This window comes from Nonomuraea sp. KM88, assembly GCF_052245635.1.
Classification (GTDB): Bacteria; Actinomycetota; Actinomycetes; order Streptosporangiales; family Streptosporangiaceae; genus Nonomuraea.
Map to the genome: position 1 here is coordinate 1 of NZ_JBQQCC010000016.1, position 13,305 is coordinate 13,305.

The 13,305-nt window shown below is 70.6% G+C and carries 11 protein-coding genes; 2 read left to right on the forward strand and 9 right to left on the reverse strand.

All coding sequences use genetic code 11. The features are described from left to right. From ACTWPV_RS36720 to ACTWPV_RS36730, 3 genes are all read right to left on the reverse strand, one after another. On the reverse strand, window positions 1-722 hold a 722-nt coding region (locus ACTWPV_RS36720), incomplete at its 3' end, for a hypothetical protein (protein ID WP_443155307.1). 62 nt (window positions 723-784) lie between these two features. After that, entirely contained in the window at window positions 785-2,056 is a 1,272-nt protein-coding gene (locus ACTWPV_RS36725) for an FG-GAP-like repeat-containing protein (protein WP_443155308.1), read from the reverse strand. A gap of 165 nt (window positions 2,057-2,221) precedes the next feature. Next, window positions 2,222-5,215 (reverse strand): BTAD domain-containing putative transcriptional regulator, encoded by a 2,994-nt coding sequence (locus ACTWPV_RS36730; RefSeq protein WP_443155309.1) that lies wholly within the window; start codon window positions 5,213-5,215, stop codon window positions 2,222-2,224. A 139-nt stretch (window positions 5,216-5,354) separates the two neighbouring features. Here ACTWPV_RS36730 and ACTWPV_RS36735 point away from each other — a divergent pair, with 139 nt between their 5' ends. Then, entirely contained in the window at window positions 5,355-6,356 is a 1,002-nt protein-coding gene (locus ACTWPV_RS36735) for an ArsR/SmtB family transcription factor (protein WP_443155310.1), read from the forward strand. Window positions 6,357-6,449: 93 nt separating this feature from the next. On the opposite strand, the gene ACTWPV_RS36740 is transcribed toward ACTWPV_RS36735, so the two are convergent. From ACTWPV_RS36740 to ACTWPV_RS36765, 6 genes are all read right to left on the reverse strand, one after another. Then, the gene (locus ACTWPV_RS36740; protein ID WP_443155311.1) at window positions 6,450-7,595 is read right to left on the reverse strand and encodes an NAD(P)/FAD-dependent oxidoreductase; all 1,146 of its coding nucleotides are present in this window, start codon (window positions 7,593-7,595) and stop codon (window positions 6,450-6,452) included. Between the two features lie 79 nt (window positions 7,596-7,674). Continuing rightward, the gene (gene sigJ / locus ACTWPV_RS36745) at window positions 7,675-8,547 is read right to left on the reverse strand and encodes an RNA polymerase sigma factor SigJ (RefSeq protein WP_347643491.1); all 873 of its coding nucleotides are present in this window, start codon (window positions 8,545-8,547) and stop codon (window positions 7,675-7,677) included. A 473-nt stretch (window positions 8,548-9,020) separates the two neighbouring features. Then, complete coding sequence (locus tag ACTWPV_RS36750) at window positions 9,021-9,206, reverse strand: hypothetical protein (RefSeq protein WP_347643490.1); 186 nt, start codon at window positions 9,204-9,206, stop codon at window positions 9,021-9,023. Between the two features lie 23 nt (window positions 9,207-9,229). Further along, window positions 9,230-9,391 (reverse strand): hypothetical protein, encoded by a 162-nt coding sequence (locus ACTWPV_RS36755; RefSeq protein ID WP_347643489.1) that lies wholly within the window; start codon window positions 9,389-9,391, stop codon window positions 9,230-9,232. After that, window positions 9,364-11,259 (reverse strand): ABC transporter ATP-binding protein, encoded by a 1,896-nt coding sequence (locus ACTWPV_RS36760; RefSeq protein ID WP_443155312.1) that lies wholly within the window; start codon window positions 11,257-11,259, stop codon window positions 9,364-9,366. The genes ACTWPV_RS36755 and ACTWPV_RS36760 overlap by 28 nt, the downstream gene beginning before the upstream one ends. After that, window positions 11,249-11,680: a S26 family signal peptidase gene (locus ACTWPV_RS36765; protein WP_443155313.1), complete on the reverse strand. Its 432-nt coding sequence runs from the start codon at window positions 11,678-11,680 to the stop codon at window positions 11,249-11,251. Before ACTWPV_RS36765 ends, ACTWPV_RS36760 begins: the two co-directional genes overlap by 11 nt. 357 nt (window positions 11,681-12,037) lie before the next feature. Here ACTWPV_RS36765 and ACTWPV_RS36770 point away from each other — a divergent pair, with 357 nt between their 5' ends. Further along, window positions 12,038-13,288 carry a S1C family serine protease gene (locus ACTWPV_RS36770; RefSeq protein WP_443155314.1) on the forward strand — a complete coding sequence of 417 codons (1,251 nt, stop codon included), beginning with the start codon at window positions 12,038-12,040 and terminating at the stop codon, window positions 13,286-13,288. The last annotated feature ends 17 nt before the right edge of the window (window positions 13,289-13,305 follow it).

The following is a 13,305-nucleotide window of genomic DNA, read 5'->3' on the forward strand; positions in this document are numbered from 1 at the left end:
GAGCTGACGTGCTTCATCCCGGCCCACCCCGAACCCACCTGATAACCGTTGCCGAAAGGCGCCTTCGGCGACACCCTAAAGTTGTTACCGAAATACTGCAACGACCCATCCGACTTCACCGCAAGAATATCCGCGAACCCATCACCGTTGACATCGGTCGTCCGGCGGGCACCGCGCCAGAGCGCGTCGGTCAGCGTCGTCGCGTCGTCCACCTCCAGCGCGTATTTGTAGTTGAGGTCGGGCCGTGGCACCTGGACTCGCCAGCACACCTCGCCGATCGGGGTGGTCTGCCAGCTTCCGCCGGGAAACTTCTTCAGCATCGCGTTGAGAAACGCGTTGGTCGCCCAGGTGGGGTTGGTGCGCTGCTCGGCGCTCCCCCACCAGTCCTGCTGCTGGAACAGGCCGAGGCTGGTGTGGTCTTCCTTGCTGGTGTAGTTCTGCAGCGACGACTCCACGATCACGGTGGCCAGCGAGATGACCGCGGCCCTCGGGATGAATCCGCGGGCCTTGACCGCCTCGACGACCTTCCGGGCGCAGGTGATCCGGTCGGGGTGCAGTTGCTTGCGCATCTTCGATGTCATGTGCGGCGCCAGTTCGGCGGACAGCGCGTGGTCGGCCGGAGTGGTGGTGCCGCACGGTTTGGTGGCTGTGATCTCGATCGGATCGGCCGCACCGCCGGCCAACGAGACCGAGATGAGGGCAGCGGCGAGGAATGCGTGCATGGTGTGAGCTCCAAGGAGGGACCGGCCCCGGAACGGAGCCGCGGGGCCGGTGGTCTGGTGGGTCAGAGGAGGCGGTCGACGGTGTCCCAGCCGCTGCCGACCTGGTAGCCGTTACCGAAGGGCGCCTTGGGCGACACCCTGAAGTTGTTACCGAAATACTGCAACGACCCATCCGACTTCGCCGCAAGAACGTCGGCGAACCCGTCACCGTTGACATCAGCAGAGCTGACGTGTTTCATCCCGGCCCACCCCGAACCGACCTGATAGCCGTTGCCGAAAGGCGCCTTCGGCGACACCCTGAAGTTGTTACCGAAATACTGCAACGACCCATCCGACTTCACCGCAAGAATATCCGCGAACCCATCACCGTTGACATCAGCAGAGCTGACGTGTTTCATCCCGGCCCACCCCGAACCCACCTGATAACCACTCCCGAAAGGCGCCCTCGGCGACACCCTGAAGTTATTACCGAAATACTGCAACGACCCATCCGACTTCACCGCAAGAACGTCGGCGAACCCATCACCGTTGACATCACCAACGGCCACATGCTTCACCTCCGCCCACCCCGAACCCACCTGATAGCCATTGCCGAAAGGCGCCGTGGGGGAGGACTTGATGTTGTTGCCGTAGTAGTGGAGCGTGCCGTCGGCCTTGACCGCGAGGATGTCGGCGAAGCCGTCGCCGTTGACGTCGCCGATCGCGGCGTGTTTCATCGTGGCCCAGCCCGCCCCGACATTCCTGCTGTCGCCGTACGGGGCCTGGCGCGAGCTGTTGAAGTTGTTGGGGAAGTAGTGGAGCGACCCGTCGGCCTTGACAGCGAGCAGGTCGGCGTAGCCGTCGCCGCTTACGTCGGGGATACGGTTGCTGCCGGCGCCGCAGTTGCGGCTGACGACGTTACGGTAGGTCTGCCCGTTCTTACTGCCGTACGGCACACCGTTGAAGACGGTCTGCACCCGCTCGTCGCCTGGCGCGCCCATACCGGTCTTGCCGTCGCCGTTCTTGTCGAACCACGTCTCGAAGTGCAGGTGAGGGGTGTTGCCGTTGGAGCCGGTGCCGCCGACCGCGCCGAGCGGCTCCCCCTGTTGCACCCGGTCGCCCACCTCGACCGAGCGGTACTTGAGGTGCAGGTAGGCGGTGAACCAGCCGCCCCCGTGATCGATCTTCAGCATGTGGCCACCGCCCTTGCCGAAGTACGACTTGATCACGGTGCCGGCGGCGGGTGCGATGAGCTTGGCGCCATCGGTCGCGCTCTGCGGCTCCTTCACCATGTCGAGCGCCGGGTAGTGGCCCCAGGTGTCGAAGCGCCATTTCTCCCCGCAGAGGAACGGCATCTGGAAGTCGGGACGGGCGCCGGCCTCGGCGGGCGCGGCGATCGCGCAGGCCGCCAGGACACCGACGATGAGTAAGAACTTTCGCATGGCACGGGAACGTAGTGACGCCCTGTCATAGATCCGGCATAAGGATGAAGGACAGAGTCGGGAGGAACCGAGGCCCCGTCAAGCGTCGTGACCGGCCAGCAGCGGGTCACCTCGTCCGGCATGTCCCCGAGAGCGGAGCCGGGCGGGGACGCCCGCGCTGATGTCGGGGTTCACGGCCCCGATGACGGCCAGCAGCTCGCGGGCCCGCGCCTGGGCGGACGCCGCCGCGGCCTTGGCGCCGCGCTCGCTGTGCACCTCGGCTAGCTGGTGCAGTGCGCGCGCCTCCCAGATGGGGGAGTCGATCGAGATCGCAAGCCGGTGCGCCCGGCCGAGCCGGTGCAGCGCGATCTCGTGCTCGCCTCGCGCCCTGCTGGCCGCGCCGAGCGCCAGCCACGCCTTGGCCTCGACCAGCGGCTCGTCCACGGCGCTCGCCAGCTCGATGGCCTGACGGAGAAATTCTTCACCGATGGCGTGCCGACCCCGCTCGATCTCGAGGTACCCGAGACCGTAGCGGGCGAACGCCTCGCCCCGCAGGTCGCCGAGGCCCTCCACTGTGCTGAGCAGGTCGGTGAACGCCTGCTCGGCCTCGTCGAGCCGGTCGGAGCCGAGCAGCAGTTCGCCGATCCGGTAGACGACCTCAGGATGGGCGCGCCGGTCCAGCGCCATGCTCGCGGTGAGCGCCTCGTGCAGGTAGGGGCGGGCCGAGTCGAGGTGGCCGACGTCCATGAGGAGCTGCCCGAGCAGCCTGAGCACGAGGATCTCCGCACCCGCGTCGCCCACCTCGCGGATCGCGCGCAGCGCGGTCTCGCACTGCTCGATCGCCTCGCCGTACAGGCCCTTCATGCCCGCTGTGAAGGCCGCCACCGCGCGCGCGAGCGCCCAGCCGTGCCGGTCATCGCAGCGCTCGAACAGACGCAGAGCCTCCGTGACGGCTGCGGTAGCCGGTCCGTAACGGTGCCGGTACGCCTCCAGCAGGCCCATCCCGGTGAGCAGGGCGGCCGAGCCTCGTATGTTGCCCGCCGCGCGCGTGGCGAGGAGCGCGACTCGATGTGTCTCCTCCCAGTCGTCATAGTGGCCGCGGGTCTGGAACAGCGATACCGCGGTCACGGCCAGGTCCCAGCAGAGCTCGTCGAGGCCGAGCGCGGCGGCCTGGCGGACGGCGGCCACGATGTTCGCGCGTTCGATCTCGTACCAGGACAAAGGGTCGGTGTCGACGATGTCCATGCCAGGGGGGTTCCAGCGGGGAGCCGCTCCGTGCACGACGGTGTAGTCGCCGCCCTGGGTCGCGCGGTGCGCCCGGTCCACCAGCGCCAACCAGCCGCCCAGCACCCGTGTGACGTCCGCCTGGCTGACTTCGCGGGCGTAGATGCGGACCAGGTCGTGGAGGCGGTAGCGCATGTCCCCGGCTACCTGGAGCAACTGGGAGTCGACCAGGCTGTCGACGAGGTCTTGCGTGCCGTTCGCGGCCAGGGCCACCCAGCCGGGGATCTCAGAGGTGTCGGCCTGGGCGAGGGCGGACAGCAACCGGAGAGCGGCGGGGTCCAGGCCCTCGGTGGACAGCGCGATGCTGCTGCGGACCTCCAAGTCACCGTGCGCGAGCTCGTCGAGCCTGCGGCGTTCGTCTCTGAGCCGCTCCACCATGTGGCCGACCCGCCAGTGTGGCCGGCTGGCGAGCCTGGCACCGGCGATCCTGAGGGCCAGCGGGAGGTTTCCGCAGAGCCGGGCGAGCTGGGCGGTGGCCTCCGGCTCCGCCTGCAGCCGGTCGGCCCCTGCGACGCTGTTCAGGAATCGTACGGACTGGGCAGGCTCCAGCTCCGCCAGCTCCACCCGGCCCGCAACGGGCAGACCGGCCAGCCGCGACCTGGCGGTGATCAGCACCCCGCACCCCGCGTCACCTGGGAGAAGGGGACGTACCTGGGCTTCGTCGAGCGCGTCGTCCAGAACCACCAGCACCCGCCGCCCTGCGATGCGCTCCCTGAACCTGGCCGCCCGCTCCTCCACGCCTCCCGGCAGGTCCTGCACCGGTTCGCCCAGGGCCCGCAGGAAGTTCGCGAGCACCTCTCCTGGCTCCACCCGCCGGTCAGGGAGGGCGCGCAGCCGGGCGAAGAGCTGACCGCCGGAGAAGCGCTCACATATGCGGTGCGCGACGTGCACGGCAAGCGTGGTCTTGCCTACCCCCGCCTTGCCCGTGACGATCGCGACCGGCACCACGGCGTCCGTGGACTCCGGCAGCAGGACCGCCGCCAGCTCTGATGTCGTTGTCTCACGCCCGGTGAAGTCCGGCACGTCGGTGGGAAGCTGTCTCGGGCAGGGTTCCGCACGCAGGTCGAGGGCGGGGTCATCGGTGAGGATGGCCTGCTCCATTCCCTTCAGCCGCGGGCCTGGCTCGAGACCGAGCTCATCCGTGAACGCCGCACGCGCCTCGCGGTAGACGGTCAGCGCCTCCGCCTTGGCCCCGCACCGGTAGAGGGCGAGCATGCGCAGCGCCCACAGGGGCTCCCTGAGCGGATGCTCGTCGGTAAGCGCGGCCAGCTCGGCCACCAGCTCTCGGTGGCGGCCGAGCCGCAGCTCAAGCTCCAGGCACTCCTCGAGCACAGCCCTGCGGCCGTCGTCGATGGCGGCCACCTCGGCCTCGACACCGACGAAGTCGACCCCGGACAGGAGCGGCCCCTGCCACAGCGCCAGCCCGCGTCGCAGTGACGTGGCGGCGTCCCGGTCCCTGCCCTGCGCCGCCGCCTGGCGGCCCGCCTCCACGTGCGCGACCCATTCCAGCAGGTCGAGCGTGTCGGGTCCGGCCTCCAGGAGGTAGCCGCCGGGCATGGTTCTGATCACGTCGGGGCAGCCGGCCGCGGCCAGCGCCCTGCGCAGCCGCCCCACCGTGTTCCGGATCTGGCGCGCCGGTGACGGGACCGGCCCGGAGAAGCAGAACTCGACCAGACGCTCCACGGTCACCGTGTCGTTGGCACGCAGCAACATGAGCGCGAGCAGCCCGCGCTGGCGGTGCCCGAGATGGAGCACCTTCCCGTCCACCGTGGCCCTGACCTGCCCGAGAAGCTGGAATCTTAACGCCATGCGCGCCCACCCTTTTACCCACTTCGCCCCCGTTGGCCGATAATCGTCCTCCAAGGCCCCACGGCGGGTCCAGGCATTGCAGTCCTGGCTTAAAAGCCCAGCTTGACCGGGATGAACAGCGGGAAGGTGGCCACGATCGATGTTACGGATCCTTTTCACCAGCGAAGACCTCGCCCGTACGCGAGTCGCGACAGCCGATCCGCTGTGGGAGATCGCGCTCAGCATGTTCCGGCTGGCGGGGCGCAGAGGTAAAGGAGCGTTCGCCACGTGGCGCCGCCGGACCCGCCAAGAGCTGGCCAGGTCGGACAACCTGGCCACCGTGCGGTGCGTCCTGGGCCCGCTCTTCCCCACTCATTCGTCGTACTTTCCCGACTTCCTCACGCCACCCGCCGGCGTGCACGGGCTGGACGCGGGGGTCGACGCCGTGCTGAGCACGCCGCGCCCGCTGCTGCGCAGGGAACTGGACAAGCTGGCGAGGCGGACGGGCACGCCGTCATGGGCGTGGGGCCTGGCCGACGGCCGCATGGACGCCTTCCATGACCTGCGCGACGGGCTTCGCGGCTACTTCGATGCCGCCATCGCTCCCTACTGGGTCGAGATCCAGGCGATGGTGGACGCCGATCGGGCCAGGCGCGGGCGCGCGTACCTGGACGGCGGGGTCGGCCGCATGCTGGCGAGCTTCAGCCCGGTCATCCGGTGGCGGCCACCCGTACTGAGCATGGACCACCCGGTCCACCGGGACGTGCACCTCGACGGGCGCGGGCTGGTGCTGATTCCGTCGTACTTCTGCTGGGGCGCGCCCGTGGCGCTGGCCGACCCGGAGCTACCGCAGGTGCTGGTATACCCGATCGAGCGGGACCGCCCGCCGGCCACGCCGAGGAAGCCGTCCGAGAGCCCCAACGCTCGGCTGCTCGGCCCCACCAGGGCCGCCATACTGAAATCCACCGTCGCGGGGGTGACCACGGGAGAGCTGGCCCGCCACCATGGGATCTCACCCTCCGGCGTGAGCCAGCACACCCAGGTGCTGCGCGAGGCGGGGCTCATCGTCAGCCGCAGGTCCGGCGGAAACGTGGTCCACACCGTCACGCCCCTCGGCGCGGCCCTGCTGGCCGGCGGCCGGATGGATTCAGCGCCGGCGTGAGAGGTCAGCCACGCGCTCGCCGCAGTCAGAACCGGTCGGGCAGGATCGTGGGCTGCCCCTGCCCGATCTGCCCAGCCGAGGTTCCGCGCCGGGCTACACGGCGGCGGCCGTCCGCTCCTCGTCCCGGGGGAAGAAGGGCAGCTCGATGAGGACACGGCCGGCGGCGGCGAGGATCTGCGCGGCATCGTCGACCGGCGGATGGATCCACTGGTTGATCAGCAGCTTGACCTCCTTGGCCGCGGCGCCCGAGGCCATCACCTTGCGGTCCCAGCCCCTGGTGAATACCCCGCCGGCGGCGCCCAGGTCCAGGCAGGTGACGTAGGGCCCGGCGGTGAAGTCGCGCAGCGGCAGTCCGAGCAGGTCGGCGGCGGCGTTGTACCCGGCGATCTTGCCCATGGGGGTGGCGTGCTGGCAGGCCTGCATGACCACGTGCTCGGCGTCGAACGCCGCCGCGGCCGTGTCGCCGGCGGCGAACACCTCGGGAAGGGCGCGCAGGCGCCGGTCCACCGGCACCCGGCCGAGGTGGTCGAGCCGGTCGGAGATCTGCCGGGTGAGCTCGCTCGCCCGCATGCCCACCGACCAGACCACCGCGTCCGCCTCGACCTTGGCGCCGTCGGAGAGGACGGCGTAGCCGTCGCCGACCTCGGTCACCGTCGTGCCGAGCCGGCGTTCGACGCCCAGCTGGTCCAGCGCCGCCTCGATCTCCTCGCGCGGGCCCGGGCCGAGCTGGTCCGCGACCACCTCTGACCGGTCCACCAGCAGGACCCGGCCTCCGGCGGCCAGTGCGGTCGCCGCTTCCAGGCCGGTGAAGCCGGCGCCCACGACCACGGCCGAGTAGTCCTCCCGTCCGCGCAGGTGGCCGGTGAGCCGCCGGGCCCCCTCGAGGGTGTCGATGTCGAAGAGCCGTTCGACGCCGGGCAGGCCCTGGGGCCGTACGAGCTTGCTGCCCGCCGCCAGCACCAGGCGGTCATAGCCGATCTCCTCGCCGTCGGCCACCACCACCCGGCGGCCGGTGTCGATCGTGCTCACCGAGGCGCGCAGGTGCCGGACGCCGATCGGGTCGAGGATGCCGCGCAGCTCCACCTTGGCCAGGTCCGGCTCCGGCTCGTACAGGCGGGGCCGCAACACCAGGTGCTCGCCCGGCGCGATGAGCGTGATGCGCAGATCCGCGTCTCCACGTGCCAGCGCCGCTCCCGCCGCGCTCCACACGCCCGCGAAACCGCCTCCGATGATCACCACGTGTGCCATCGTCCATGTCCTCTCTCAGCCTTCGCTCCCCGGAGATGTCCGGGGGCGGCAGGGAGACAAGACGGCGGGCTCAGATGTGACCGATGCGGGGAAGTTTCTCCGGATTGGCCAGTCTCCTGAAGACCGTGATCCGGCCGTCGGCGACCTCCAGGGTGTCGAGCCAGACCAGCTCGCCGCCCTGGTAGGTCGCCAGGGCCGGATAGCCGTTCACCTCGATGATCTCGAACGCGTCGGGACGCCTGATCCGGATCTGCCTGACCGCCAGCAGGGCGATCGTCTCGGCACCCCGCACCGGCCTGCGCGCGGCGGTCGCCTTGCCGCCACCGTCACCGACGTAGACGGCCTCTGGAGCCAGCAGCGCGACGAGCGCGGCCATGTCCCCCGCGTCGGCGGCCGCCTTGAACGCCCTGAGCACGCGTTCGGTCTCGGCCCTGGACGCCCGGGGCCGCTCCTTGACGACGGCGACCCGTGCCCGCGCGCGGGAGGCGAGCTTGCGGCTGGCCGCGGAGGTGTTGCCGAGCACCTCGGCGATCCGGTCGAACGGGAAGTCGAAGACGTCGTGCAGCACCAGGGCGACGCGCTCGGCGGGGGTCAGCCGCTCCATGACCACCAGCATCGCGGTGCTCACCGACTCGTCCATGACGATCTGGGCGGCGGCGTCGGGACCGGTCAGCAGCGGTTCGGGCAGCCAGGGCCCGACGTAGGACTCGCGCCGGACGCGGGCCGAGCGCAGCACGTTGTAGGACGTACGGGCTGCCAGCGTCACCAGCCAGGCCCGCAGGTCCCGCACCTCGGACAGGGCGGCGGCGGAGGCGCGCAGCCAGACCTCCTGCGTCACGTCCTCCGCCTCGGCGACGGTGCCCAGGATCCGGTAGGCCGCCCCGAAGACGGCGGGCCGGTGCGCGTTCCAGTCGGCCTCCGCCAGCGTGCCGGTGGGCTCCATCCTCGACCTCCTGCCGCCTGCCCCGGTGTCCGACCGCCGATGATAGGCAACCCGATCCGGGCCCTTCGCCGCGGGCGGGGTCGGTGGCGGAGCGAGCGTTTTGGGGCGTCAAAGCCTGGCCCTGGAGTCCGTTTTGCGCAGATTGTCGCATTCGCGCCCTGGGTAGCTCCCCATGTCGAGGTTGCACCCGCAGCCGCGCCGATCGCTCCACCACGTTAGGAGCAGCCACATGAGAACGCCGAGCCGCCTGACCGCAGCCAGGATTTTGCCCTTGCCCCGCCTCAGCGTGCCGACACCGTACCCGGACAACGACGACTCCTCAAGCCATCGGCGTCGCCGTCGCCACCGGCGCTGATCGGCGCGCAGGACCGTGCGGCCGAAGGGTCCTGCCTCGGGCCCTTCAGCCGCACGCCTCATCCCCCGGAAGGCGGAGCCTCCCTGACCGGAGCCTGCCGGAGGATCCCTTCACCCGCCTACGCGCACTGCTTCCTGTGGTAGACCGAGCAGTCGCTCCTCCAGCACTTGAAGACGGAGCAGCAGATGCTGCCCGTACAGGTCGTGTGGTCGAGGATGCAACGTGCCGTGCAGGCGGCCTGCGCGTCGCCGGTCGGTACGACCGCGGCGACGATCCGGTCCGCCAGATCGGTGATGAGCTTCATACGTCCCACCTTCTCTCCGGTGACTATTCGCACAGGGTGACCAAGCGGTAGCTGCAGTCGGTGTTGTAGCACCTCATCTTGTAACACCCCGTGTTCGGGTCGTAGCTGACCTGCACGCACACCGGACTGCACGCCGCGGCGGCCTTGACCGTCGGGATCAACCGGTCGATGAGCCTGTCCAGCATTCTGTTCTCACCTCCTTCGCTGCCTCGCAGTCACTGGGCGCGGTTTCATCGAGAGCCATCTCGTGATAACCGCGGGCTTGCAGGCGGAAGAAGCGGGCGTACGTGCCGTCCACCGCCATGAGGTCGTCGTGGTCTCCCCGCTCGGCGACGACCCCGTCCTCCAGGACGACGATCAGGTCGGCGTCCCGCACGGTGTTCAGCCGGTGGGAGATGAGCAGGCTCGTCTGGCCCGCGCGGTGCCGGCGCATCCGGGCGTGCACGTCCGCCTCGGCCTCCGGATCGAGACCCGAGCTCGGCTCGTCGAGGATCATCAGGTCCCGTCCGTCGCGGAGGAAGGCTCTGGCCAGGGCGGTTCGCTGCCACTGCCCGCCCGAGAGCACGACCCCGGTCGAGGAGTCCTCGCGGTCCTCCTCGCTGGTGAACATCCGGGTGAGCAGCGTGTCGTAGCCGCGGGGAAGGGACGCGAGCAGCTCGTCCACCCCTGCCTTCCGCGCGGCGGCGCGGATCCGGTCCAGGTCGTCACGGGCGCCGACGTCTCCCACGCCGATGTTGTCGCGGGCGGAGAAGTCGTAGGTCATGTGGTCCTGGAAGACGCCGCTGATCCGATCCCGCAGCGCGTCCGGCCGGACGTCGCGCAGGTCGACCCCGTCCCAGAGGATCGTTCCCCGGCTCGGGTCGTAGAAGCGGCAGAGCAGCTTGACGAGCGTGCTCTTGCCGGCGCCGTTGAGCCCGACCAGCGCGACGGCCGCGCCGTACGGGATGAACAGGTCGACGCCGCGCAGGATCCAGGGATGGTCGTCGCTGTAGCGGAACCACACGTCGCGCAGCTCGATCCCGCGCCGCAGCGGCGGCAGCGGCGCGGGTTCGGCCGGCACGACGAGGTCCGGCTCGGCCCTGACCACCGCCACGTAGTGGCCGAAGAGCCGCAGGTTGTGATCGGCGATCGCGATGCCGGTGACCAGGGTGTTGAGCCCGCCCTGGACGGCGACGACGGCGGCGGTGAACATCGACACGTCCCCGACGGTGAGCGCGCCCGACCGGGCCGCGGCGATGGCCCAGACGAGCCCGCCCCCGGCCACCACGGCGGACAGCAGGGCGAGCACGCCCTCCGCCGACAGCTCCTTGCGGTCCATCCGCCGCCTGCCCTCATGAGCCGTCGACAACTCCGCCATGAGGCGGCCGCGCAGGAATCCGCCGGTGTTGAAGAGCCTGATCTCCTTGGCCGCCTCGATCGTGCTGAGCAGGTTGCTGTAGAAGAGCTGCCGTCGCTCCGCCGGGCCGATCTCCCACATCATCGTCGTACGCTGGCGTGACAGCTTCAGCTGCGCGACGAGCGCCGGCACGGCGGCGCCCAACACGATCAGCGTCATGGCCGGGCTGATCACCAGCACGGCCCCGACGAAGCCGATCACTGTGACGGCTGAGCGCACCAGGCCGAACGACTCGGTGACGATGCTGTCGGCCCTCGACGCCCCCTCCTGGGCCAGGCGCAGCCGGTCGAGGAAGCGCGGATCCTCGAAAGGCCGCAGCCCGGGGAACCGTGCCGTGGCCGCGAAGAGCCGGTCCGTCGTGGCGGCCACCATGGCCCGGCCGACCTGGTTGCCGAGATACCCCGACCAGTGCGGCAGGACCGCGGCGGCGACGCCGATGCCGGCCAGCCCCGCGGCCAGGCCCAGCAGCTCGGCCAGGGAGGCCGCCCCGGTGAGGCCGTCGATGACCAGCTTGGTCAGCCAGGCCGCCGCGACCGGCGCCGCAGCCGTGCCCAGCAGCGTGACCGCGTACCCGATCGCGGGAACGGCGGCGGCGCTCCACGCGGTTGCCGCCGCCTCGCGCGCGGAGGCGGTCAGGCGCACCCCCTCAACGGCCATGCCGCGCCACCAGCTTCCTGATGGTGACGGCATGGAGATCGTCGGCGTGGAAGAAGCCGTGCTCCCGTGAGTCGAAGCTGGCCTCGGTGTTGTCACCGATCAGGACGAACCTGCCGGCGGGGACGACGTCGTCGTCGACGGCCTCGCGGACGGGCTCCGGGACCGGGTCGCCGGGCAGGGCGGCGATACGCTTGATCAGATATTTGCTGCCGATCGGGTGAGGGCTCAGGACGACGGCGATCTGCCCGGTGCGCAGCGCCGCGAGACGCGTGCGCCGGGACAGGAGCCGGTCCCCGTCGGTCAGCGACGGGGCCATGCTGTTGCCGTGGACGCGGATCACCATGTACGTCGCGCGCAGCCGTACGGCCAGCAGGGCCAGACCCGCGAGCCCGCAAGCCGCCGCGAGGAACGCCCGCCTCACGGCGTCCCGACCACGGCCAGCACGGCGACCAAGTACTGCAACACGCCCTCCCCCGGCCTGTCCGTGAGCAACGTGCGGATCCCCGTGACACAGCGGACGCGGTCCCGGTCAGGACCTGTCACGCGACGCGCAGGAGATCCACGAACCGGATGTTTCACGATCCCGCTAGCTCGGCCCTCGCGCGCCACTAGCCCGGCGCCGCCTGCCGCGGGCAAGGTGCAGGAACGGCTCCTTCCGCCGCCGAGCTAACAGGGATGAAACACGCGCGGGTGTTCCATGAACCTCACCAGACCGGCGCACGCGTGCTTGGAGCGAACGTGCCTGGCTGCCTCCGCTCGACCGACCCGAGGAGACGTCATGGACACCAACCCGCCTCGCGAGCATGGCTCCTACGGCCGGAACCAGGTCGGCGACACGCAGCCCACCCGTGAGGGCTTCCACCCGCCGGGCCCGATGTTCATCCCGCCCGGGTTCCCGCCCCCGCCTCCTCCCGCTCCCCTTCCCGCCCCGCAGCGGCGGGCGGGGATCGTCCTCACCGGCAAGGTGGCCGCCGGACTGGCGCTGGCGGCGTTGATCACCCTCGCGGGGGCGGCGCTCGGAGGCGGCGCCGTGGGAGCGCACCTGGTCGCGGCCGGCCGGCAGGCAGCGAACACCACCGTCGCCGGCCCCAACCCGGTGTTCCGTACGGCTTCCGCCCCGTACACGGTCGCGCAGGTCGCCGAACTCGTGCAGCCGTCCGTGGTGATGATCCAGGGCCAGACCGCCGGAGGCTCCGGGGTGGTGCTGTCGGCGGACGGGCTGATCCTCACCAACAACCACGTCGTGGCCGGGCAGGATCGCCTGGCGGTGAAGTTCAGCGACGGCAGGACCGCCCAGGCCGGCGTGGTGGGCACCGACCCGGCCACCGACCTCGCCGTCATCCGCGCCGAAGGCGTGACCGGGCTGGCCAGAGCCACGCTGGGCGACAGCGACCAGCTCAAGGTCGGTGACGACGTCCTGGCCATCGGGAGCCCGCTCGGCCTCGACGGCACGGTGACGGCGGGCATCGTCAGCGCGCTGGACCGTACCGTGACCGCCGGGAACGGTCCGGACGGACGGCAGCCACCCCCGGACATGGGCGGGCAGGAGCAGGAGAGCGGGACGACCACGCTCGGCGGCATGATCCAGACCGACGCGGCGATCAACCCCGGCAACTCCGGCGGCGCCCTGGTCAACGCCGCCGGCGAGCTGGTCGGCATCAACAGCGCCGTCGCTCCCGAAGGGGTCAACCTGGGCTTCGCCATCCCGGTGAACACCGCCAAACAGGTATCCGAGCAGCTCATCAGCAAGGGCAAGGTGAGCCACGCGTACCTGGGGGTGAGCGTCACCGACGCGACGGGCCAGGTGGCCGGCGCGCTGATCCGGCAGGTGGTCCCGGGCAGCCCGGCCGACAAGGCGGGACTGAAGCAGGGCGACCTCCTCACCAAGATCGGCGACACGCCGGTCACGGGCGGCGACACGGTCGTCGGGCAGGTCCGTGGCTTCACGATCGGCCAGCGGGTGCAGATCACCTACCAGCGGGACGGCGAGCCGAACACCGTGACCGTCGTCATGGCGGAGAAGCGGTAGCCCGAGGCCGGCGCGCG